Origin of the sequence: Streptomyces jeddahensis, assembly GCF_001642995.1 — a bacterium.
GTDB classification, from domain to species: domain Bacteria; phylum Actinomycetota; class Actinomycetes; order Streptomycetales; family Streptomycetaceae; genus Streptomyces; species Streptomyces jeddahensis.
On sequence record NZ_LOHS01000158.1, the window covers coordinates 60,377 to 84,952 of the forward strand.

General features: G+C 68.6%; 15 protein-coding genes. All 15 read right to left on the reverse strand.

All coding sequences use genetic code 11. From position 1 onward, the window contains the following. Positions 1-34: 34 nt before the first annotated feature. Entirely contained in the window at positions 35-796 is a 762-nt protein-coding gene (locus STSP_RS32370) for a tachylectin-related carbohydrate-binding protein (RefSeq protein WP_157902954.1), read from the reverse strand. A gap of 163 nt (positions 797-959) precedes the next feature. After that, the gene (locus tag STSP_RS32375) at positions 960-1,307 is read right to left on the reverse strand and encodes a hypothetical protein (protein WP_067284584.1); all 348 of its coding nucleotides are present in this window, start codon (positions 1,305-1,307) and stop codon (positions 960-962) included. 55 nt (positions 1,308-1,362) lie between these two features. Beyond that, positions 1,363-1,815 (reverse strand): hypothetical protein, encoded by a 453-nt coding sequence (locus tag STSP_RS32380; RefSeq protein ID WP_067284585.1) that lies wholly within the window; start codon positions 1,813-1,815, stop codon positions 1,363-1,365. Between the two features lie 15 nt (positions 1,816-1,830). Then, complete coding sequence (locus STSP_RS32385; protein WP_067284586.1) at positions 1,831-3,912, reverse strand: N,N-dimethylformamidase beta subunit family domain-containing protein; 2,082 nt, start codon at positions 3,910-3,912, stop codon at positions 1,831-1,833. Between the two features lie 256 nt (positions 3,913-4,168). Continuing rightward, entirely contained in the window at positions 4,169-5,137 is a 969-nt protein-coding gene (locus tag STSP_RS32390; protein ID WP_067284611.1) for a class I SAM-dependent methyltransferase, read from the reverse strand. A gap of 227 nt (positions 5,138-5,364) precedes the next feature. Then, positions 5,365-8,214, reverse strand: a complete 2,850-nt coding sequence (locus tag STSP_RS32395) for a hypothetical protein (protein ID WP_067284587.1) — start codon at positions 8,212-8,214, stop codon at positions 5,365-5,367. A gap of 197 nt (positions 8,215-8,411) precedes the next feature. Continuing rightward, positions 8,412-10,280: a hypothetical protein gene (locus tag STSP_RS32400; RefSeq protein ID WP_067284588.1), complete on the reverse strand. Its 1,869-nt coding sequence runs from the start codon at positions 10,278-10,280 to the stop codon at positions 8,412-8,414. A 106-nt stretch (positions 10,281-10,386) separates the two neighbouring features. Then, complete coding sequence (locus STSP_RS32405) at positions 10,387-11,961, reverse strand: hypothetical protein (RefSeq protein WP_067284589.1); 1,575 nt, start codon at positions 11,959-11,961, stop codon at positions 10,387-10,389. Further along, positions 11,958-14,207, reverse strand: coding sequence for a bifunctional glycosyltransferase/CDP-glycerol:glycerophosphate glycerophosphotransferase (locus STSP_RS32410; RefSeq protein ID WP_067284590.1), 2,250 nt, complete (start codon positions 14,205-14,207; stop codon positions 11,958-11,960). Before STSP_RS32410 ends, STSP_RS32405 begins: the two co-directional genes overlap by 4 nt. 48 nt (positions 14,208-14,255) lie before the next feature. Further along, entirely contained in the window at positions 14,256-16,487 is a 2,232-nt protein-coding gene (locus STSP_RS32415) for a bifunctional glycosyltransferase/CDP-glycerol:glycerophosphate glycerophosphotransferase (RefSeq protein WP_067284591.1), read from the reverse strand. A gap of 22 nt (positions 16,488-16,509) precedes the next feature. After that, entirely contained in the window at positions 16,510-18,762 is a 2,253-nt protein-coding gene (locus STSP_RS32420) for a bifunctional glycosyltransferase/CDP-glycerol:glycerophosphate glycerophosphotransferase (protein ID WP_067284592.1), read from the reverse strand. Between the two features lie 196 nt (positions 18,763-18,958). Beyond that, positions 18,959-20,506, reverse strand: coding sequence for a hypothetical protein (locus STSP_RS32425; RefSeq protein WP_067284593.1), 1,548 nt, complete (start codon positions 20,504-20,506; stop codon positions 18,959-18,961). Between the two features lie 275 nt (positions 20,507-20,781). After that, positions 20,782-21,705, reverse strand: coding sequence for a carbohydrate ABC transporter permease (locus tag STSP_RS32430; protein ID WP_067284594.1), 924 nt, complete (start codon positions 21,703-21,705; stop codon positions 20,782-20,784). After that, positions 21,702-23,051 carry a carbohydrate ABC transporter permease gene (locus tag STSP_RS32435; RefSeq protein WP_078067685.1) on the reverse strand — a complete coding sequence of 450 codons (1,350 nt, stop codon included), beginning with the start codon at positions 23,049-23,051 and terminating at the stop codon, positions 21,702-21,704. The genes STSP_RS32430 and STSP_RS32435 overlap by 4 nt, the downstream gene beginning before the upstream one ends. Before the next feature lie 8 nt (positions 23,052-23,059). Continuing rightward, complete coding sequence (locus STSP_RS32440; protein ID WP_067284612.1) at positions 23,060-24,457, reverse strand: ABC transporter substrate-binding protein; 1,398 nt, start codon at positions 24,455-24,457, stop codon at positions 23,060-23,062. Positions 24,458-24,576: the final 119 nt, after the last annotated feature.

Genomic DNA, 24,576 nt, shown 5'->3' on the forward strand with positions numbered 1-24,576 from the left:
ATGCGGAAAGCGGGCAGCCGGACGCCCATCGCGCTCACGTGGCTCTGCAGCCGGTCACATCGGCCACGAGCTGGTTGTCATTCCAACCCGTGCCCTGGGCGGTGCCCGATCCACCATTGGCCCATGTGGTGGTTCCACCCAGCGGATCCAGATGGCGGTACCAGAAAATCGTGCCGGTGCTGTTCCGGCCCAGCAGGATGCCGGCGCCGAAGGAGGCGAGCTTGGTGAACCCGGCCCATCCGCTTCCGATCGTGCTCCCCGCGCCACTGTTGGCCCAGCTGTTTGTGCCATTGTCCGGATCCAGGTGGCGATACCAGCGCAGTTGCCCGTTGGCCAGCACGGCATACAGGACGCCGTTTCCACTGGCGGCGACGCGGAGGAAGCCGCTCCATCCGGAGCCGATCTGACGGCCCGCGCCATTGTTGGCCCAGCTGACCTGGCCGTCGGAGCCCATGTACCGGTACCAGAAGAGCCTTCCATCGGAGGCCACCGCGTAGATCACGCCGTCTCCGCCGCCGAGGACAGTAGTGAACGACGACCATCCGGTGCCGATCACCGACCCGCTCTGGGAATGCCATTCGGCCCCGCCGGAGCCGTCGTAGTTGTTGTCTCTGTGCCAGAGCAGACTGCCGGATGGGGTGATAGTGAAGATCACTCCATCACCACCGGAGATGGTTTTCGTGGCACTCCACGCCGGACTGATCACGGTTTGGTTCCACCTGGCGGTGCCCGTCAGAGGGCTGCCGTGCGTCCAGCGTCGCAGTTTGCCGTTCTCGTCCACGTGGTAATTGCTCACGGCTGGATCCGTGCAGGTGGTGGCCGCGTGGGCGGACGTGCCTGGAGCGGTGAGCGTGAACAGTACGGCGCTGAGCGCACTCCACGCCGACCGGCGAATGTGTCGGGTTCTGTCACTTCGGGGCATCGAATTCTCCACGATGGTGCTGGGTTTGCCGGCCCTGCTAGGGGCAGACTGGTTCCACGTCCAGGCTGGTGCCCGCTTCGCTGGTCAGGACGACTCGGAAGCAGTGCCCCAGATCGCCGAACAGGGTGCCGAAGCCATGCTGTTGGTATTGCAGCGGGCCGACGTTCTGCGGGAGCGAGGTGAAGCCGCTGTTCAGATCCACGTAGTGGATCTGGTAGCTTCCCAGGCCGTCCTGCTGGGTCACGTCGTAATTGATGCCCGTGACGTCCTGGACTTCCTGTGCGGTGGCACACAGCCGAGCCACGCCGTCCTGCGCGCAGACCGTGGCGCCTGCGTGAGCAGGTGCGGCAGGCAGGGCGACTCCGAGAATGACAAACGCGAGCACTGGGATTTTTCGCATGCCCGTCCATTTCTCTCGTTAGGAAAGTCTTCGAGTTTTGCTACCAGTCTGATGGGTATTCGGCGCATACGGGTCCGAGGACGAGGCATTGCTCTTCCTCACCCTCTGCCGCCGAACACACGTGCAGAGTGAAACAGTGGCCGAGGTCACCGTAGAAATATCCGACGGCGCTCTCCCCCGAATCCACCGATACCGTGTGTCTTCCTGATTCGGGTCCGCCGTTGACGTCCACGTACCACACGGTGTAGCTCGCCGGCTCGTTACCGCCGTTTGAGATGTCGTACTGGATACCGGACACATCCTGGACCTGTCGTGCCGTGACACAGGCCTGCATGCTGCCCAGCTCTCCGCAGTCGCTGGTCGCCAGCGCCTGCTCTTTCTCTTTCTCTTTCTCTTTTGCGGGCTTCGCGCACGCGGCCGAGGCGGGAAGGCTCAGCGCAATCGTCGCAGTCGCGGCGCCGGCCAATACGGCACGACGCGAGATCTTCTCCATGTTCTCTTCTCTCCGTCAGCGAACGGACGCCAGGCTGCGCTCGGCTACGGGGGCCAGTGGCGGATTGGGGTCCACCGCCCACGTGAAAACGTTCCGTAGGATCTGCTGAATCGCGGCATCGTTCGGAATCCCGCCGTTGAAGGACAGGGAACTGGCTGCGAACACCCAGCCGTTGAGTGGTTTGGGTACGTAGAGCATTTCGGCGCCGCCACCCGAATTCAGGCCCTCGGCGATGAGCACCGATCCGGGCACCGCACCGATCCGTCGGTCGATTTCCCAGCCGCTGGCCCCAGTGTTGTAGGCGACGCTGCCGAAGTTGTTTCCCACGCTGAGGCCGGTTCCGGCCAGGAAGGGGTGGTTGTTTCGCACCTGGTACGGCGCAAATGTCATGAACGATGGCGAGTAGAACTCCACGCCCAGGATCTGAGATTCAGACTGCCCGGATTGACGGAAAAGGTCTCGGGTGCCGTCAGGTCGGCGAAAGATGACTGCGTTACCGTCCGGCGTATACTGAATTCGCTCGTAGATGCCGTTCCCGCCGAGGTAGATGATGCGGCCGCCCGCGTTCTGGTAGCTCACGACGTTGTTACGGGCGGTCTGAGTGAAGTACTCCGGATGGGTGGTCAGCACCAGCGCCCTGTAATTCGCGACGGACAGCCAACTGGCACCCGTCGTATGCAGGTCTCTGTCGGTGTAGCAGTCATAACCGATGTTCTGCGAAGGTGCGGACATCCACTGAAGGAGCAGTAGGTCGCTGTACAGCAGGTGGTCGATGATCCCGGTCGCCGTGACGTAGAAGTTGTCCCAGGAGGTTCCCATATTGGGGCGTTGTAGGGTGACGGTCCGCTGGGAACCCGCCTGACCTGCGGTGTACTGGTTGTGCCCACCCCAGTAGTTGTAGGCGTTATACGTGTTTGTGGGAACCAGGACGGCGATCTGGTTCTGTGGCAGCGGTGACGGCCTCACCACGAACATCACGTTGTGTTCTTTGCCCTGGGGTGATCTCAGTCGTGATGCATATACACCCGAAGGCCAGACGTTGGGATCCGTCCCCACGTTCACCGAAAAGGACGGATTCCACCCGCAGCCGGCGCTGTGATATCCGCTCTGCAGCAGTTGGAGCTGCCCCGTGCGCGTTGTGGGCGAGGTGACGACGGCGGGGTCGGGAGCAAGGCGGACGGTTGAGGAGGTGTACGAGGGAAAGGTCGATGAGACGTGGATGCTGAGGCTCGAGCCCTGTGGAGTGGACAGCGAGGTGGGGTAACCCTGCAGCGCCGCCGAATTCTCGCGGGTGAAACCGCTCCCGACCACGGCACCGGACCCGCTGGCGAACTGGACACCGCTGGTGTTCACGGTCTCCGAGTTCAGGAGTCGATACCACTGGAGTTGGGTGTCGGGACCGGGCGGGTTGGTCGTGCTCGTCCTGACCTTGTAGATGGCACCACCGCCGTTCGAGAAGATCGCCCTCTCGAACGGTCCCAGAATGCCGAGGTCAATGGGGTTGCCGCCGTTCGCCCAGCTGAACCCTCCTGCACCTTGGTAGCGGAACCAACGGAGCGCGCTGCCGTGCCGCGTTCCATAAATGACTCCGTTCGGGTCTGCGAACAGTTGGACGTAGGGTTGCCACTTCGTTCCGATCGTGGACCCCGAATTCGCCGCCCAGCTGAAGGAGCCGTTCGTGCCGGTGTACCTGTACCAGCGCAGGTTTCCATTGCCGTCCTCCGCGTAGAAGACGTTGTTCCACCCGCCGATGACGCGCGGGAAGTTCCATTGGGTTCCGATTCGGGTGCCGCTTGCCGAGTGCCAGCTCCCCGCACCGGTGTTGATATTGCTCAGGATATATCGGTACCAGAGAAGATCCCCGTTCGGCAGGAACGCGAAGAGCTGCCCGTCCGCGGCGGCCAGGACGAAACGGAATTTCTGCCATGCGGTGCCGATGAGCCGCCCGTTGCCGGAATTCGCCCAGGAGGCGGGTGTGCCGGTCGTCCAGTTGATGTGACGATACCAATAGAGGTTTCCGTCGGCCTGGATTCCGTAAATGATTCCGTTGCCGCCGGGCACAAAACTCAGAAACCGCTGCTGTGGGTCGAAAGCCATCTCACCTGATGCCCCTTCAGGAATCCTGGTGCCATTTCAGGTAAAACCGTCTCGGGCATGTTTGTGCGTTACCGACCCCAGCGCAAGAAGCGACACGATCTCATCGAGTCGGGGCTCGGCCAATTGGCATAATTGAAGAAACGGTTCGCCATCGTGTTGGGCAGCCGGAGTACCTCGCAGGCAACCGGCCTCCGGTACAAAGACTTCGGTCCCTGGCCGCCGTCTCGGACAGAGCCAGGGACCGAAGTACCGTGTGTCAGGCCCCTGAGCGGCGGGCCCGTCGTAGCGTCCGGGTCACGACCGGTGGCAGCAGATCGAGGGCGATCCGGCGCGGCAGAGAGCGGCCCTTCGGCGTCCTGGCCATGGGCGACGACAGGGCATGTGCCGGGCTGGATACGCACTCGGAGGCGGGTTTACGGGGGGCGGCCACGTGGGGTCCCTGGCCGGTGGCGGCGTAGCGGGAGGTGACCAGGTCGGCTGCCGGGATCTTCTCCCGTGAGGCGCGGACAACGCTGTGACCGGCGAGATGCTGGATCTCCGGCGAGCACATGGGGATGGTCCGCAGCTCCTCAAGAAGTGCGTCCCGGAGTGGCGCAGGGTCGCCCCAGGTGCCGTAGAGCTTGTTGGACGACAGCATCACGGGACGCAGGCCGTGACAGAGCACCGCTTCCCAAGTCGCCGCCGCCACACCGGGGGTGTGGTCGGTGCGGTAGTCGTCGAGGACGATGATGCCGTCCTCGCGCAGTGCCTTCTTCGCGGTCAGGATGTCGCCCCTCACGTCCTCGTACATGTGCGAGGCGTCGATGTGGACGAACCGGCAGGAGTCCTCGGCGATCACGTTGGCCAGGACGTCGGTGCGCGCCTCGACCAGTTCCGGCAGGGTCTCGTGGAAGGCCAGGTAGTTGGCCTCGAAGGCGCGACGGTTCAGTGTCTTCTGGTAGAAGACCTTGGTCTCCTCCTTGGTGTAGCCGTCGTCGGCGCCGAAGAGGTCACATACGGTCATCTTCTCGCCGGGGCGCAGGAACGCGCCCATGACGATGGTGCTCTTGCCGAGGTAGCAGCCCATCTCAAGGAGGTCGCCGGGGGGATTCTGTGGGGTCTCGCGCCCCAGGAACCAGGCGAAGAGGCGTTGGTCGAGCGGCCAGAACCAGCCCGGTACCTCTCCCAGCGAGCTGGGCCGGGGCAGATCGCCGTCCTGGTCGGTGGTCGCTTGGCTGCTGGTCATGGTCATGGTGGAGGTCTCCGGCAGGATGAAGGGGGACTGGGGATCTGCGGGGCAGGGAGCCGACAGGCTCATCGGCTTCCCTCTGTGCGGAACAGGGCCGTGGGCACCGTCGGTGTCGGCGGCTCCATCGTGATGCGGCGGTCGCCGCGCGGGTGGGGAGGCTGGGGGAGATCGACGACGCCGGGAATGGGATCGCCGTCGAGCGGGCGAACGGCGGACGAACGCTTTCATGGGACGTGCTCCACTTCGCTCGTCGAGGTGGTGGACGGCAGTGGCCTGGACGCCCGGGGCGGGACGACGCCGTCGACCGTGGCCCGCAGTGCGGGAATCAGCGACAGACAGAGCACACCGATGAACATGGGCGTGGCCATGTAGCGGAAGCACGGCGCGGGATTGGCGGCGAGCACGGTGAGCTGCACGCCGAGGGTGACGCCCGCCAGGGCGAGCAAGGGACGGCAGCGGCGGGCCCGGGTGAGCAGGGCGATAAGCACATAGGTGGCGTAGGACCAGGTGGCGCCACGCCAGAAGAGCCACTCCAGCTGCGGGACGTGGAAGGCGTAGCGGCCGAAGGTGGCAGCGTCGTTGAGGTCCTGGGACAGTGGCCGGGTCTTGATCACCGGCAGGTACGGGCTGTCCTTGAGCCCCCACTCCCATTCGGTGAATCCCCACAGGTTGGTGGGGATCGAGGTGCCGTTGGTCCACGTCCTGGCGCCCTGGTCGGGCGGCCCGGGGAAGACGGCCCAGGCGATGTGTGCCCGGCACAACCGTGCGTCGAGGATCTGCTGAGGGGCCTTGCGCAGGGTGCGCCACCACAACCGCACCAGCGGTTCGGTGAGCCGCTCGGCCGCGGCCTTGTCCAGGGCGGGGTTGTAGTAGAACGGATCAGCGGCATAGCAGTTGGCCCCGGGGCCGCGCCAGTGTGAGAGCGGGGCCACCTGGGACATCAGCCGCAGGTCGTCGGCGGTGAACAGGCTGGGTTGCCGCGAATAGGCCACAGCCAGGTCGGCGTAGTGCAGGTTGTAGACGAATGTCTTGCTCGGCCGCTCGATACCGGCTGCCGGATAGATCACGAGCATGAGCGACAACGTCAGGGCCGTGGTGGCGGCGGCCAGGGCGGCGATCAGGCGCCGCGCCCCAGGCAGAGCCAGGAGCAGGGCCAGCGCCGCCATCACGGAGACCGGGAAGCCGTTGTTGCGGAAGAGGCCGACGCCCATGAACCCGATGCACAGCAGCAGGAGCTCCGAGCGGCGCAGACGTCCGTTCCATGTGCCGTGCACCCGCCTGCCCACCAGCTGTACCGCCACGGCGAAGACCAGCACCGCGCAGATCGTGAACGGCACGTCCTTCCATACGAAGACGGTGAACGACCCGAGCGACGGGGCCGCGGCGCAGACCACCGCGGCCGGTGCGCTCCACCGCCCTCGAACACCCAGAGCCCGCAGGCTTGCGCACGCATAGGCGAGCACCGCGGACATCGCGATCGTCTGCAGCAGTGTCAGCGCCCACAGGTCTCCCGTAGATCTCAGGGAGAACCACACCAGTGAGCTGTAGAGCGCGGAGTGGTCCGAGCGCCAGTGGCCGGTGGTGACCTGCCAGATGTAGACCACCGAGTCCTTGGTGATCACGCCCGGGAAGAAGGCCGCCCACCACAGCAGGTAGCAGGCCTGGCAGGCGAGGAAGACGGCCAGTGGCAACCGCAGCGCGGGCGGTACGCGCGACCAGAGGGCGCGGGCCTTCGCGGCCGCCGCCACGAGGCCCCCGCCAGAACCAACTCGCGGTAGGTGAAGACCTTGCCGACTGCCTGGCGCACCCGACAGCCGCATTCGGTCCATCTGTTCGCCACCGATGTGCCGCTGCCGGGAGGAGGTACCGGTGGCCGCGATGGGCGCATCCTCCGAGGAACGGGGCGGGGTGTCTGACATGGCAGAGAACTCCTGGGCGTCGGACCCGAGCAGCGAGCGGAAGGACAGCAGAAGGACGAGGGTGGCGGCCCAGGCGGCGGCCGCGAATGCGAGCTCCGCGCCCCACAGCGCGTCGTCGCTGAGTGCGGGGAGGGCCAGAAGCAGGCATGAAGCGCATGACCAGGCCAGTACCTGGGCCCCGCGCCGGCCTGCTGCGACCGCGGCGTTGCCGAGCACCAGGGCCAGCAGGAATCCGGTGGAGCCGAAAGCAAGCAACACGAAGTCGGCTGTGTCCAGCAGCGGTTCGGCCGCGAACAGAGCGACGTTCGCCATGGGGCCCAGCAGCGCGCACAGCAGCATCCAGCCGGACGCGACACCGGTGACCAGAGCCACGCACGTCAGCAGGGCACGGCGAAAGCCGGCCGGGTCGAGCCGTGTGTGGGCATGGGTCAGCCGTACCAGCAGCGATGCCTGCAACGAGGCGACGAGGAACTGAGGGATGCGCACCAGCACAAGCCCGTACAGCAGCGCCGAGGCGAGAGCAGCCCGGTCTGGCGCGAGCAGCCTCACCGTGATCACCGGGGCGTTGGCTGCGCCCTGGGTGAGCAGCGTGGAAATGATCAACGCCCCCGCACCCGCCCCGAGCTCCCCCGGCAGGGGCCCGGGGCCGGGCGCGGTACGGCGCACGGCCGTCGGCAGCACTGCCAGCGAGGCCAGTACGGGAGCGGCGGTGAGGACCAGCGCGTACGCCAGGGCGGAGCTGTTCCCGGCGGCTGCGAGCGCGCCGGTCAGCAGCAGCCTCAGCACCGCGTCCAGGGCCAACTGGGCGCCGTACCCGGAGAACGCCCCCAGACCGGCCAGGACTCCCCGCGTCGCATGCGCGCAGGCGAGCCCGAGCAGAGCCCCGCCGAGTGCGCTCACCAGAGAGCGATCCCCGGCGAACAGCGCGTCGGCGAGCGGAGACGATCCGAGCGTGAGCAGGCCGAGGGTGGCGCAGGCGAGTCCGAGTGTGCTCGCAGCTCCCCGCCGTACCAGCGGGGTCGTACCGACAGCCCGTGCGTGCCGGTCCGCGATCGCGCGGGTCAGCTCCTGCTCCAGTGGAAAGAACAGGCCGATGCCCACCGAGAAGACGATCGCCCAGAAGACGGAGAACGAGTCTGCCGCCTCCTGCCCCAAGCCCCGGCCCGCGAGCGCCAGTTGTCCGTACGAGGCCGCGGCATTGACCAGTGTCCCCGCCCCGACCAGCGCAGTGCTGCTGAAGGAGGTGAGTGCACGGGGGTGTACGAAGCCGCTCGTCTCTCTGCCCTCGCTGCCGTCTGTGCCGGCGGCCTGGGCCGCCTCTCTCGCCGCCGCGGAGAATTCCCGGACTGTATCTACAACAAGAGCTGAAAAAGCGTGATAGTAACGGCGAACCCTTCGAATGGCCCTAAACCACGGTGACTTGGGTGTCGCGAGGCTCGTTGAGGCGTATGGCCCCGACTTTCACCATCCCCAGTGAGCCGACCGGGTCTGAGGACGTCTCCGCAGTTGTTCCTGTCTTTGGCGAACGCCTCCGGCACCGCTTCGGCGGCCCATGCCTGGACGGTCTCGAGCCGCTCGGGGTGGACCAGGGCGTCGGCCCGCACCCAGTCACCGCCGCCTTCCGCGGTCGGGTACAGCGGCAGATAGCCCTCGGCCGTGAGCCGCGGCGCGAGCATCCCGGTCTTGCGCGCCCACACGGCTGCGGCATGGATGAACGTGGGCCGTAACTCGCCGAAGACGTAGGCCTGGAGCCGCTCGATGTCGTTGTCGGCGAGCGCGTCGGCGATCCGCGGTTCCGTGAGCCCGGCCAGGTCGTACACCTTGAGGTCGCTCGTCAGAAGTGTGCCGCCGAGACTGGGCAGCAGAACCGAGGGCGACTCGACGCCGAGCCGGTCGGCGTACTCGTTGAAGACCACTCCGTCGCGGTTGACGATCAGGCACATCGGCAGCGTCGGACCGGCACGGAACTCGGCCGCCGCCTGCTGCTGTCCGGCCACGGAGACGAACAGGGCGACGGCCACCATGGACGTGACGACCCATCGGGCCCGCCGGGTGCCGCGCTCGACCAAGGCCACCGCCGTCACGGACAGGGCCATGGTCCCGAGCACCCATACGGGGGTGGCGAACCGGTACATCCCCATCCAGTCCGGCCTGAGCGCGCCGAACGCACAGAAGGTCAGCGCGAGCGGTACCAGGACCGCAGGCAGTACGCGGCGCAGCGCACCCCGGCCGAAGACGGCGATGCCGATGAGGCCGACGGCCGTGAGGACCGCGGGCCAGCCCGCGAAGGTGAGGAACTCGACGACCGTCCGGGCGAAGACGCGGGCTTCGGGCAGCTTCTGGGCCTTGGCCACGGCCGTGTTCGGCACCAGCCGCCCGAAGAGCGTGTAGCGCCAGCCGAGGAAGGCGGCGTAGGGCAGGGCGAAGGCCGCGATCGCCAGGCCCGCAGCCCGTGCCCGCCTTCCGAGGGGTACACGCCGGGCCGACAGCAGAAGCAGCAGGGGATACGCGCCCGCCAGCACCACTCCGTCCGGCCTGGTCAGCGCGGCGGTCAGGGACAGCAGCCCGCAGGCGACCGCCGGACCTCGGTCGAGCAGTGTGCCGGTGGCGCACGCCCTGACGAGCACGGCGGCCAGTGCGGCCGCGACAAGGGCGTACAGCGGGTTCTCGAGGCCGGAGAACATCCAGGCCACGAAGGAGATGTTGGACGCCAGCAGCACCCCGGTCACGCTCGTGACCCCCCAGGAGTGGGCGACCACGCGCCGGGCCACGCAGGAGACGGCGATCAGGATGCCCGCGGCGCACAGCAGGCCGAGCAGTTTGGGGTAGAGCACCAGGTCCGGCACGCCGAACACGGCCCGGTGGTCGAAGAGCCCGAGCCGTCGGCCGACGATCAGCAGGGCCAGCCAGGTTGGGTTGGAGTAGCCCTCCACTCTCGGTGCGCCGGGCTGCTGGACCGGGCCGAGGCCCTCGTCGATGGAGCGGGCGTACGCGAAGGTGATGGCGGCGTCGTCGACCGTCCACCGGCCGAGCCGTGAACCGTGCCATCCGATGAGGACGGTGCCCGCGGCGACGGCCGCGCCGTCCGCCCACCGCAGGGGGCCGTGTCGCGTGCCCGCGCCCCCGGCCGGAGCGCGCCCGTTTCCGTATCGGGTCTGGCCCGGCAGGGACCGCGCATAGGGCGAACGTGTTCCAGCCGTCGTACGTGCCGGGACTGCCATGCTCTGCTCTCTCAGGTGTCGGTGCCGCGGAAATCGCGCTCCTCGGCGCACGAGGCGACCGGGCGCGGGACGGTGGCCTCGGCCGGGCGCCGCTGCTCCTCGGCGGTCATGCCCCGGCCCTCCGCAGCAGGATCTCGGCGCCCCGGGAGGCGACCCGCTCGTATCCGGGCCCCTGGGGCGTGGGTTCGACCGCCTGGTCGACGAGGACCCAGTCGGCGTGGTAGCGGCGCAACGCCCGTTCGCGGTCGGCGGGCGCCGTGTCCGGGTCGAAGAAGGCGCGGGTGGCTGACCAGCGGTTCCGGCGCTCCGTCTCGGGTACCAGGGGGTCCTGCCAGATGGGGGCGACGGTGTACACGCCGTATGCCGGGAGCATCCGGATCGGCCTTTCGGCCGCCGCCATCACCACGTCCCCCGGGCGCATGTGGCGTACCGCCCACTCGTACCCCGGCCATGCGTCACGGCGCTCGACCCGCTGGGTGAACGCCGTCGGCAGGTGCCGTTCCGGCACGATGTGCAGCAGCACCCCGGCCTGTGCCCAGGCGCCGGCTGTGAGGCCCACCACCGTGACCGCACCGAGCAACGCCCGGTGTACGCGGCTCCGGGCCTCCACCAGGTCGATGACGAGGGCGAGTTGAAGCGGCACCAGCGCGGTGCTGATCAGCCGGCCCCACGTGTACTGCCCGGTGCACCACCCGTACGCCACACCGGCCGCTGCCAGCACGAACAGCAGCACCAAGGGGTCCAGGCGGTCCCGTCTCAGGCGCAGCAGAAGCGAGGGAAGTCCGATCAGGGCGAGCCCGTACCAGTACGGCGCGCCCCGGTAGAGGGCGTTGTGGAAGTAGTCGAGCTGGTCGGCGCCGACAAGTCGCAGGACGTTGTAGTACGGCCACACCAGCACGGCCACCAGCGCTGTCGCGCAGCTCAGCACGAGGCACAGGACCGTCCGCCGGTCCAGCGCGCGCAGCCGGCCCGCGACGAGCGCCACCATCCCGAGGACCATTCCGGCCCCGGTGATCGCGTGCGACAGCAGGGCCACCGCGGTCAGCAGCCCCAGCACGGCGTATCCCCGGCGGGCCAGTGGCGAGGCGTGGGAGACGGAGCGCCCCACCGCGCGGGCGGTCAGCGCCCAAATGTGGAAGGTCAGCCCCACCACGAAGATGGACGGGAAGCAGATGTCCAGGGCGAGATTGAGCAGCGAGATGTTCCCCGCCCACATCCGCAGCACGGGGCCCCACAGCAGCAGCAGCGTCGGCAGCGCCAGTGCCGGGGCCCAGGGCGAGGTGCTCAGGGTCCGTACGAAGGCACACACGCCGGTGAGCAGCAGCACCGTGTTGACCAGGGCGCACAGCGGCAGGATGCCGAGCGCCGTGGTGTCGGCGAGCCGTGCCGCCAGGGCGGCGGCCACGGTGTAGGGCGAGTAGTACGGGCTGGAGACCGGCAGGTCGATCAGGGTGCTGCCCGGGTGGAGCAGATCCACCCGCAGCCGTTCGATGGTCGCGGCGTGCTGCCCGAGGTCGGCGCGCCACGGCACCTTCACGCAGATCGGCAGCAGAACCGCCAGCACGGCGGCGGACACCATCCCGTACGGCGTGATTCGCGGGCGCCGGGGGGACGGACCGCGCAGCAGGGACCGGACGATGCGCTGCCGCGGCGGATGCGTGCCAAGGATGGTCTGCGTCATGCCGGGTCGTATCCGAGACGGGGCGCGTCGGCCAGGGCACCACGGGGGGCGGTGACCTGTGCCGGGAGCTGGAGGCGGCCGCCGGGCTGCTCGCCGAGCATGACGAGCGAGACCACACGAGCCGCCGAGTGCCCGTCGTCGTACTCGCAGAACCGCGCGCGGAAGGCGGCGCGCAGGGCGGCGGAGTGTTCGTCGTGCCACGCCCCGGAGGTGAACAGATCCGCCAACTCCTCGATACCGGTGGTCACATGGCCCGGCGGCGCGGCCGGCAGGTCGAGGTAGGCGCCGCGGGCTGCGCGGTACGCCTCCCAGTCGTCGGCGTGGACGATGATCGGGCGGTCCAGGTTGGCGTAGTCGAACATCAGCGAGGAGTAGTCGGTCAGCAGGGTGTCCGACGCGAGCATCAGGTCCTCGACCGAGGGTTCGTCGGTGACGTCGAGGAGCAGCCCTCGCTGCCGGAGGTCGCGCAGCTGGAGTCCGCGGATCGCGGCGTCCGCGTCCCGCGGATGCAGCCGGACGAGCAGCGTGACCGTGGCGCCGAGCTCCCGCACCAGGCGGTCGAAGTCCAGCCGGGGCACGTACCACCGGCGGTGGTCGCGGTGGGTCGGGGCGTACAGCACCACGATATTGCCGTCCGGGATGCCTAGCCGTCTGCGCACGGCGGAGGCCCGGGACCTGTCGCCCCGCACGAGTACGTCGTTGCGCGGGGCGCCGGTCGCCAGCGAGGTGAAGTGGCACGGGAGTGCGCGGTCCCAGATCTGCTCCGCGTACCGGCTGGAGACCAGGCTGTAGTCCCAGTGGTCGGCGCCCGAGAGCGTCGCCTGCACGTCGACGCGGTGCGTCGCGGCCGGGTGGCCCAGCAGGTCGACGCCCATGTGCCCCAGCGGCGTGCCCAGGTGGGTGTGGACATGGATCTGTCCGGGACGCTTCACCAGCCCCTGCGGCCAGTTGACGTTGTTGACGAAATACGTGGCGCGACTCATCACCCGGTGGTAGCCCGGTGTGTCCGGGGTGACATAGTCGATGCCCTTCGGCAGTCCCTTCACGGAGTCCGCCCGCACCACCCACACCGGGCGGATGTGTGGGGCCAGCGTCCGAGCCGCCTGGTGGATGGCCGCCGGATCGCCGAGCACGCCGCGGTGCGAGAAGGCCGAGAACACAGCGAGGTTCGGGTCGAGTGGCTGTCGGCGCTGGGTCCGGGCGATGGTGCGCTTGACGTGTGCGGATGCGGACTTGCGCAGCTCACGCTTCTTGCGGTCGGAGGCGTTACGCAGCTCCTTCGCCAGTACGCACATCTGGTAGAGGCGGTAGGGGGCCCCGGCGAGGAGCCGCCACTGGACGCGGTAGGCATCGTCCGGCGGTGTGAAGCCCTCCGGTTTGTAGCGCCGGTAGAACTCCACCGTCCTGCGGTAGAAGGCTGGCCGGTCCTCGGGCAGTACCCGCTCGGTGAGCCGCATCGTCGCCAGGAAGTGGTTGATCATCCGCTCGAAGAGCAGCGGCCTCGTCTCATCCAGCTCGGGGTGTTCGTCGAGGAACGCGAACAGCCCTGCGTACTGCTCGAAGATGTCGAAGTGCCGGCGCCCGGGGGTGCGGGTGATCGCGCCCTGCCTGCGCTGCCGGTACTCGACGCAGACCCGGTCGAGACATGCGATGCGGCGGGCGCACACCAGCGCCTGGTAGGTGACCGGTGCGTCCTCGTACAGGCCCGGCTGGTACGTGAAGCCGTGGCCCGTGAAGAAGTCCCGCCGGTACGCCTTGTTCCAGGCGACGAGGAACAGGCGCAGGTACTTGGGGCTGCCCAGGATGTCGAAGGTCTCCGTGCCCGCCGATGCCAGAAGCTTCGCCGTCGCGCTCCGGCCGCCGCGGCCCCACCAATGGCTGCGCACGTGGTCGAAGACGAGCACGTCGGGATGGCCGGTGACCGTCAGCCGTTCGTCGATCGCCTGCAGGGCGCCCGGCGTGTAGCAGTCGTCGCTGTCGAGGAAGAGCAGGTAGTCGCCGGTGGCGTGGCCGACCCCGGTGTTGCGGGCGCGGCCGAGACCGACGTTCTCCGGCAGGTGGACGGCCGTGACGCGCGGGTCGCGGGCCGCGTACTCGTCGATGATCGCGCCGCAATTGTCGGGTGAGCAGTCGTCGACCGCGATGACTTCGAAGTCGGTGAACGACTGCGTCAGGATCGAGTCGAGGCAGGCGCGCAGAAAGCCCTGAACCTTGTGGACGGGGACGATGACGCTGAAGCGGGGCACAGGCTCTTCCACGGTCGTGAGGGATGGGGGCATGCGGCTCGGGCCGGATCAGTGCTGCAGGACGCGGCCGGGAGCCGGAGCGGGTACGCGCTCGTGCAGCGGGACGACGGGCGGCAGGGCATCGGCCGGCTCGCCGAGCAGGACCCGGCGGACCACGCGCTCCGCGGCCCGCCCGTCGTCGAACTCGCAGAACCGCTCGCGGAACGCGGCGCGCAGCCGTCCCGCCCGCTCGTCGTCCCACTCGCCGCCGAGGAAGATCCGCGTCAGCTCGTCCTGGGTGCGGGCCACGGCGCCCGGCGGCTCGGCCAGCAGATCGAAGTAGACGCCGCGCGTCTCCCGGTAGACGTCCCAGTCGTCCGCGTACACGACGATCGGGCGGTCGAGGTTGGCGTAGTCGAACATGATGGACGAGTAGTCCGTGATCAGCGCGTCCGCGGCCAGGCACACCTCCTCGGGGGAGCGGTGCGCGGTGACGTCGATCAGCGCCCCGGAGCGCCGGGTCGCTTCCAGGCCCGCGGTGCCCTCGTAGAAATGGTGGGCGCGCAGCAGCACGACAAAGTCGTCGCCGAGTGCCGCGCAGAACGCGGCGAGGTCCAGCTGCGCGGCGAAGTCCTTGCGGTAGTCGCGGTGGGTCGGCGCGTACAGCACGGCGATCCGGTCGTCGGGGATGCCGAGTCGCCGCCGGATCGCCAGCACGTCCTCGGCCGTCGAGGTGTAGAACGCGTCGTTGCGCGGATAACCGACATCGAGGCTCTCGTACGCGCCCGGGTAGGCCCGCTCCCACACCTCGGTGGAGTGCCGGTTCGAGGAGATGTTGAAGTCCCAGCGGTCCACGCGCTGCAGCAGCTTGCCGAAATCGCCGGCGGCCGCGGCCGCCGCCGGGAACTCCACCTGGTCCACGCCCATCCGCTTGAGCGGAGTCCCGTGCTGCGTCTGCACATGGACGGTGCCGGGCCGTTTGCGGATGGCCATCTCGAAGTTGACGTTGTTGAAGGTGTACTTGGCCGTGGCCATCACCTCCCAGTAGCGCGGACTGCCGATCACCACGCTCTCCACGCCGTCCGGCATCTGCGCCCCGCTGTCCTCTGTCACCAGGAAGACGGTTGTGATGTGCGGGGCCAGTCGCCGGGCCGTGGCCTCGACGGCGGCGGGATTGCAGGTGTAGCCGCGGCCCCAGTAGGCGGAGAAGACGGCGAGATTCTCGTCGACCGGCCGCTTGAGGAACGCCTTGTACGGGTGCTGTGACGGCCGCCGCAGCCGCCGGAGGCGGTCCCGGGCAGGCCGTACCTTCCGGGCCGGCCGGCCCGCCGCAGCGTGCAGCGCGCAGAACGCCGCGTAGGAACCGGACGCCAGCAGCGCGAGTCGCAGTCCCGGGGCGCCGCCGGGCTGCCGGTGGTCCGCCGGGCGGTGCTGCCGGTAGAGCCGGCTCGCCCGTTTGAAGTACTGGCGCCTCAGCGCGGCGTCCGGCACCCGCCACGGGGACGCGGCGGTCGTCAGCACCTCCTGCACCATCTGGTCGAAGACCCTGCCAACCAGCGGCGCGTACGGCTTGAGCTCGGCGGCCAGCCGCATCACCGCGTCGAACCGGTCGAGCAGATCCAGATAGTGAGGGCCGGGAGCACGGTTCCTGCTGCCCTGCCTGCGCAGCAGATGGCGTACGCAGACCCGGTCGAGCAGAGCGATGCGGTCGGCCCTCAGCGCGGCTGCCACGCTCCACTCCATGTCGGTGAACATGCCAGCGGGGAAAGCCAGTTCATGTCCGGTGACGAAGGCGCGCCGGTAGGCCGCGCTCCAGGCGGGCACGAGTACATCGGGCAGCGCGGGGTGCTGCTCCACCGGGACGGCCCCGGCCGCCGGGGCACCCTGCCACAGCCGCTCGAGTGCCGCCCCCCTGCTGCCTTCGAACCAGTGCACCCGCTCGTGGTCGAAGACCAGCAGATCGGGTTCGCCGGTCTCCTTCAGGCGGGCGTCGATGGCCGCCAGGGCGTCGGGTGCGAACGTGTCGTCGCCGTCGAGGAAGAGCAGGAACTCGCCCTCGGCGGCGGCGATTCCCGCGTTGCGGGCGCCCGGCAGGCCGTTGGCCGGCGGTGAGTGCACCACCTTGATCCGCGGATCGGCGTCCGCGCGTGCGGCCACGATCGATCCGCACAGTCCTTCCGGGTCGCTGACGACAGCGATCAGCTCGACATCGGCGAAGGGCTGGCCTAGCACCGAGTCGAGACAGCCGGGCAGCCGGCCACCGACCTCATGGGCGGGAACGACAACGCTGAACCGGGACAAGTCACCCTCATTCGATCGGGGTTTACACGGGGCTGGTGGTCAGACGCACGGATGCCTGCGGCTCCTGCCGCGGTCCGAAGGCCGTGGGCACTTCCGCCGGCTGCCGCCTCTCCAGGGGCACGACGGACGGCAGGCCCGCCGTCTCGCCGAGGAGCACATGCCGTACGACCCGTTCGGCGGCCCTCCCGTCGTCGTACGGGCAGAAGCGCATCCGGAACGCGGCCCGCCGCTGGGCGGCATGCGGGCTGCGCCACTCGCCGGTCGCGAAGATGTCGATCAGCTCCTCCTCGCTGAACGCGATCGCGCCGGGAGAGAGTCTCCGCAGGTCGAAGTAAGTGCCGCGGGCTGCCTCGTACGCCTCCCAGTCGTCGGCGCACACCACAATCGGGCGGTCCAGGTTGGCGTAGTCGAACATCAGCGACGAGTAGTCCGTGACGAGCACGTCGCTCGCCAGGCAGAGGGACTCCACGCAGGGGTGGTCCGAGACGTCGACCAGCCGGGACGAACCCTCGCCCGCGAGCGGCGTGTCGTGGAGATGGTGGGCGCGGGCGAGGACCGTGAAGCTGGGGCCGAGCGCGTGCAGCAGGCGGTCCAGATCGATCCGTTGGTGCTGGGTGCGGCGGTAGTCGCGGTGCGTGGGCGCGTAAAGGATCGCGACCGAGTCCCGGGGGATGCCGAGGGTCTCCCGCAGCCGGGCCACGTCAGTGGCCGTTGCCCGTTGGTAGACGTCGTTGCGCGGATAGCCGTACTCGAGCGTGGTGTAGGCGGCGGGGTAGACCCGCTCCCAGACGAGCGTGGAGTGGCGGTTCGCGGACAGGACGTAGTCCCACTTGTCGCAGTTGGCGAGCATCCGCCGGACGTCGGTGTCGCCGACCGCCGCGGGCCGGTCGAGCAGATCCAGGCCCATGTGCTTGAGCGGGGTCCCGTGCTGCGTCTGCAGGAACACCTGGCCCCGGCGCTTGACCAGCCTGCGGTCGAAGTTGACGTTGTTCACCAGGTACTTGGAGCGGGCCAGCGCCGTCCAGTACGCGGCCGTTCCGGGCGCGAGGCGGCGCGTGGCCGTCGGAACGGTGTGGTGGTGCGCGGGGTCGGCGATCCAGGCGGTGCGGATGCCGGGCACGAGTTCGCGGGCCTTCTCCTCGATCGCCGCCGGGTTGCAGCCGTAGCCGCGGCCCCAGTAGGCGGAGAACACCGCGTCGTTCTCACGCAGCGGAAGGCGCCGCTGGATGCCGTAGTGGACCTGGAGCGCGGCCGCCCTGAGGGCGTGATGTGCGGCGGCGACGGCGCGGCGGACGCGACGCTGGAAGGCCCGTGCGGAGCACACGGCGCGGTAGGTGCGGTGCGCGCCCATGCCGACCAGTGCATGCCGGATCCTGGTGCGCGCGGGCGGGGTCGCGCCCGGGCAGCGGTAGCGGCGGCAGTACGTACGGGCCCGGCGCAGGAACGCGGCGCGGCTGTCGCGCGGCAGCCGGCCGCGCGACGTGAACACCGTGCTGAAGTGGTCGATCATCCGGCGGAAGACGTGGGGCCGCCACTCGGCCAGTTCGGGGTGTGCGTCCAGGTAGGCGAAGACCCGGTCGTACTGCTCGAAGATCTCGAAGTGCCTGCTCCCGGGGGTGCTGGTGATCGCTCCCTGCCTGCGCTGCCGGTAGTGCACGCAGACCCGGTCGAGGACCGCGATCGATTCGGCTGTCAGCAGCACCGGGTACGTCCAGGAGACGTCCTCGTAGTAGCCGGGCGCGAAGGCGAAGCCGCCGCGCTCCAGGAACTCGCGGCGGTAGGCCTTGTTCCAGGCCACGTGCAGCACCCGCAGCAGACCCGGCCGGTCCGCCAGGGTGCACACCGGGGGGCCTGCCTCGGTGAGCTGGGCAGCGGCACTGTTCGGGACCGTCCCGCCGGTCCAGTACGTCCGCACGTAGTCGTAGACGAGGACGTCCGGACCGTCCGTGTCCTTGAGCCGGTCCGAGATCGCCTGCAGCGCGCCCGGCGCGAGCGAGTCGTCGCTGTCCAGGAAGATCACGTACTCACCGGTGGCGCGTTCGAGACCGGCGTTGCGGGCCGGACCCAGGCCGGCGTTCTCCGGCAGGTGGACCGCGGTGACGCGCGCGTCGCGAGCCGCGAACTCGTCGACGATGGCGCCGCTGCCGTCGGGTGAGCAGTCGTCGACGGCGATCAGCTCGAAGTCCGTGAAGGACTGGCCCAGTACGGACTCGACGCATGCGTGCAGGTAGGCCTGCACCTTGTACACAGGGACGATCACACTGAACCGGGGCAAGGCGCATCCATAGGTCGTCAGCGGCATATTGCCCGAAAACGAGTGCCGGGGTGAGCAGTTACGAGGGATGTGGCGTACGGAGTAGTCGGAATCGAGCACTGAGGGGCGCGCCTCACTGCGCGCCCCTCGCAACCATCGGGAGCCTGCGCTACTTGACGGCCCAGCAGTCACCCGGTGCAGCCGCCATGATTGCTTCTCACGGGACGTACTCCACGTTCTTCGGCGAGGTGGTGGACGGAGTCGTTCGAGAGGTCTGGGGCGGGACGACGGGACTCGCGGCACGGCGCAGCGCGGGAATGAGTGACAGGCAGAGCACGCCGATGAACATGGGGGCCACCATGTAGCGGAAGCTCGGCGAGGGGATCGCGGCGAGCACGGTGAGCTGGATGCCGAGGGTGAGGCCCGCCAGTGCCAACAAGGGGCGGCAGTTGCGTTTCCGGGCGAGCCGGGCGACGAGCACATAGGTGGCGTAGCACCAGATCGCGCCGCGCCAGAGGAGCCACTCCAGTTGGGGAACGCGGGAGGCGTCATACCCCAGGTCGGCAGCGTGGTTGAGGGTTGTGGACAGGGGCCGGGGCTGGGCCGCCTGTCGGTACGGGCTCTTCTGCATCTCCGGGTACCACCTGTAGAACTCCGGGTTCACCCAGTTGAGGGAGTTCCACGTCCTTCCCCCTTGATCCTTCGGTCCGGGGAAGACGGCCCAGGCGAGGTGCCCGCGGCAGATCCGCGCGCCCAGCACGATGTGGGGGGCCTTGCGCAGGGTGCGCCACCACAACCGCACGATCGGTTCGGTGAGCGGGTCGGTGACGTCCCTGTCCAGCTTCCGGTACATCGGGTCGGAGGCATAGCAACTGGCTCCGCCAGCACGCCAGTTCGTAAGCGATGTCGCTCGGGCCATCAGCCGCAGATCATTCCGGGTGAACACGCCGGGCGCCTGGGCATAGGTCACGGCCAGGTCGGCGTAGTGCAGGTTGTAGACCAGCGTCTGGCGCGGGGACTCTACGCCGACCGCCGGATAGACCGAGAACATCAGCGTCAACGTCACGGCAGTGGTGGCGGTGACCAGTGAGGTGAGCAAGCGCCGGGCCCCCGGCAACGCCAGGAGCAGGCACAGCGCGGCGATCACGGTCATGGGGAAACCGTTGTTGCGGAAGAGGCCGATTCCGAGGAACCCGACGCACAACAGCGCGACTTCGGAGCGTCGCAGACGGCCGTTCCAGCTCCCGTTCCCCCGCCTGCCCATCAGTCGTGCCGTGACCGCGAACGTCAGCACCGCACAGATCGTGAAGGGCACGTCCTTCCCCACGAAGACGGCGAACGGCCCGAGCGGCGGAACCAGCGCGCAGGCCACTGCGGCCGGTGCGCTCCACCGCCCGCGCACGCCGAGTGTGTGCAGGCTCGCGCACGCGTAGCCGAGCGCCGCGGACATTGCGATCGTCTGCAGCAGCGTCAGCGCCGCGAACCCCCCGGTGGCGTTGAGTGTCAGCCAGACCAGGCAGTTGTAGAGGACCGAGTGGTTGGAGATCCAGTGGTCGGTGGTGACCTGCCAGGCGTGGACGAGTGAGTCGTAGTCGATCATGCCGGGGTAGAAGGCCATCCACCACAGCAGGTAGCAGGCCTGGCAGGCAAGGAAGACGGCGAGTGGCAACCGCAGCGCCGGCGGTACGCGCGACCACTGGGCCCGGGCCTTCGCGGCCGCCATCACCCGGGCATCGGGCGCGGGGCGGGGCGGGGTGTCTGACATGGCGGAGATCTCCTGGCGTGACTGGAGCAGCGTGCGGGGGCGAACTGTATCCGCAGCAACAGGCGATAAAAGGCGATATCAGCGGCGAACCATTCGAACGGCCTTATATAGGGTGACCTGGCTGTCTGTGGCTCGTTTGAGGCGTAAAGGGCGCACTGACTACCCCTGGCCGATACGACAGTTACTGCCAAGACGCCGCCATCTCTCACCGCGTCGTGAGCACGGCTGAGGGGCGCGCCTCACCGCGCGCCCCTCGCAACCATCCGGGCCCTGAGCTACTTGACCGCCCCCGCCATAACCCCCGAAACAAACTGCTTCTGGAACGCGAAGAACACCGCCAGCGGAATCACCATCGAGATGAAGGCGCCCGGCGCCAGTACGTCGATGTTGTTGCCGAACTGCCGTACCTGCGTCTGCAGGGCGACCGTGATCGGCTGGTTGCCGGCGTCGGCGAAGATCAGTGCGACCAGCATGTCGTTCCAGACCCACAGGAACTGGAAGATGCCGAGGGAGGCGATCGCGGGGCCGCCGAGGGGCATCACGACGCGGACGAACAGGCGGAGTTCACCCGCGCCGTCCAGGCGTGCGGCCTCCAGCAGCTCCCGTGGGATCTCCGCGAAGAAGTTCCGCAGCAGGAACACGGCGAACGGCAGCCCGAACCCCACGTGGAAGAGGATCACGCCGATGATCGAGCCGAAGATCCCGATGTTGCCGAAGAGCTGGGCGATCGGCAGCAGCGCCACCTGGACCGGCACCACCAGCAAGCCCACGACCAGCAGGAACCACCAGTCCCGGCCCGGGAACTCCATCCAGGCGAAGGCGTAGCCCGCGAGCGAGCCGATCACCACGACCAGCAGGGTCGCCGGGACGGTGATCAAGATGGTGTTGAGCAGCGAACCTGTGATCGTGTCGTTCTCCAGCAGCCGCTGGTAGCTGTCGAAGGTGATCTGGGACGGCTGCGAGAGCACCTTCCACCAGCCGCTGCTGCCCATGTCCGCCGGTGTGCGCAGCGAGGACAGCAGCAGCCCGATCGTCGGTACGAGCCAGAAGAGGCCCACCACGATCAGGAAGACGCGGACGAAGCCGCCGCTCAGGACGTCCGCGATCCGAGCGCCGAGCGACCGCTGCGCCTTCAGGGCCTCCGCCGAGGGCGCGGCCTTCGGCACACCATCGTGCGCGGCACCACTGGGAGTGCTCATCGCCGCACCTCCCGCCGCAGCCGCCGGATATTGAAGAGCATCACCGGTACGACGAGCAGCAGCAGGAACACCGCGATCGCGCTCGCGATGCCGGGCTGGTCGTCGCTGAACGCCGAGCGGTACAGCTGCAGGGCGAGCACGTTCGCCTCGTCCTGCGACGATCCCGGCGGGATGATGAAGACCAGGTCGAAGATCTTCAGGACGTTGATCATCAGGGTGACCAGGACGACTGCCAGTACGGGCGCGAGCAGCGGCACCGTGATCCTTCTGAACACCTGCCACTCGCTCGCGCCGTCCACCCGCGCCGCCTCCAGGAGCTCCCGCGGCACGCCCGCAAGACCCGCCGCGATCAGCACCATCGCGAACCCGGCCCACATCCAGATGTACGAACCGATCACCGCCGGGGTGACCAGGCTCGGGCCCAGCCAGTCGACTCCGTTGTACGGCTCCCGGAAGTTCGAGGCCGGGAGGCGTAGTTGCGCGCCGTCGGCCTTCGACGACAGCGTGAACGTGCCGTCGGCTGCGGCCCGCGTCGAGTCGACCACCTTCCCGTCCTTGACCGCTTCGATCTTCATACCGGGATAGCCCAGCTCCGAGGCGTCGACGCCGTTGCGCTCGCCCACGCCCTTGCCGCGCGTGAAGTCCTGCCAGGTGGTGCCGGTGACCTTGCCCGGCTCGGCGGCCGCGGCCTTCGCCGGCTTGGCGCTGTCGGGCAGTTGGTCGGGCGCCACACCGACCAGCGGCAGCACCACCGGCTCACCGGCCCGTACCGGCTCCTTCGTGATGAACGCGCCGCCGCCCGCCGCCTTCAGCGGCGACTCCGCGCCCGGGTGCGCTTTCGGGAACGCGGACGACTCGGCGAAGGTGTCGTGCACCCCGACCCATACGGCGTTGGCGAAGCCGCGGTCCGGATCCTGCTCGTACACAAGGCGGAAGATGATCCCGGCCGCCAGCATCGAGATCGCCATCGGCATGAAAACGACCAACTTGAACGCCGTGCCCCAGCGCACGCGTTCGGTGAGCACCGCGAAGATCAGGCCGAGCGCCGTCGCGACGGCCGGGGCCACCACCACCCAGATCGTGTTGTTCTTGATGGCGGTGAGGATGCTCTTGTCGGTGAACAGCTCCCTGTAGTTGTCGATCCCGACGAAACTGCTGCCTGACTGGTCGAAGAAGCTGCGGACCAGCGAGTACCCGATCGGGTAGACCACGAGCGCACCGAGCAGCAGCAGCGCGGGCAGCAGAAAGAGTGCCGCCACCGTCCTGCGCGTGCCCGTCACGCTCTTACGACTCCGGGGTGCGGGAGGCGGCGGCGTGGCCGCGCCTCCCGCCGTCGACGACATCATCGCCCGGTTCAGTCCCCGTACGCCTTGGCCGCGTCCGCCTCCAGCGTGGCCTGCGTGCCCGCCACGTCCTTCGGGTTCTTCAGGAAGTCCTGCAGCGCCTTCCACTCGCCCGCGCCCGGCGTGCCGCCGAACGCCTGCGGGGCCTGGTCCGACATGTCGAAGCGGAAGTCGTCACCCGCGTCGATCAGCGCCTTGGCCATGTCCCGCTGCACGTCGTTCGGGTACGAGGCCAGGTCGACGCTCTTGTTCGGCGAGAGGTAGCCGCCCTCCTTCGCCCAGATCGTCGCCGCGTCGGGCGAGGCCAGGAAGGTCAGCAGCGCCTGTCCGGCCTTGGAGTCCTTCAGCAGTACGGCCGCGTCGCCGCCGCTGACGACGGGCGCCTCGGCACCGACGGCCGGGAACGGGAACACCTTGGCGTCCTTCCCGATCTCCGCCTTCGCCTGCGTGATGTTGATGCCGGCGAAGTCGCCCTCGAAGACCATCCCGGCCTTCGGCTGGTCGCCGCCGGTGAAGGTCTGCTGGACGGAGGTCGGGAAGTCGGTCTGCAGCGCGCCGTCCGCGCCTCCCGCGATGTAGTCCTTCTTGCCGAACAGCTCCCCGAGTGTGGTCAGCGCGTCCTTCACGGACGGGTCGGTCCACTTGATCTCATGCTTGGCGAGCTGGTCGTACTTCTCAGGACCCGCCTGCGAGAGGTAGATGTTCTCGAACCAGTCGGTCAGCGTCCATCCGTCGGCGCCGCCGACCGAGACGGGAGTGACCCCGGAGTCGTAGATCGTCTGCGCCGTGTCCAGGAACTCCTTCCACGTCTTCGGCTCCGTCGCCCCCGCGTTGTCGAAGACCGTGGTGTTGTACCAGATCAGCGACTTGTTGGCGGCCTTGAAGTACACCCCGTACTGCGTGCCGTCGACCTTGCCGAGGTCCTGCCAGCCCTGTGAGTAGTTCTTCGTGAGCTGCTCCTGGGCCTCCTTGCCGACCGGCTTGGCCCACTTCTTGTCGACGGCCTGCTTGATGGCGCCTACCTGCGGAAGCATCGCGACGTCCGGCGGTTCGCCGCCCGCGATCTTGGAACCGAGGAAGTTGATGATCGGGTCCTGCGCGGGCACGAACGTCACCTTCGCGCCCGTGCGCTTCTCGAACTCGGCCAGAACCTTCTTGAAGTTGGCCTGTTCCGGCCCGGTCCAGACGGCGGAGACCTCGAGGCTCTCGCCGTCCAGCTTGGGAAGCGTGACGGTGCTGCCCGTCTCCTGCGTGCCGCCGCCCGTGCCCTCCTTGTCCTTGCCGTCGTCACCGCCGCACGCGGTGAGGGTCAGCGCGAGCGCGCCCGCGAGGACGGCTGCTGCGGTTTTCGCGGCCCGGTTCTTCGTATGTGTACGGCGCGTCGTTCGCTGACGAAGAGTGCTGTGCATCACTGCCCCGTTCTCTTCCCTCGCTCCAGCGCGAGTGCTTGCGAGACCTGTCCCGTGCGCTCTGGTCTACGCCCGCCCGCTCAGGCGCGGCAAGAGCGCCTGCGCTGTCCAGCGGGTGA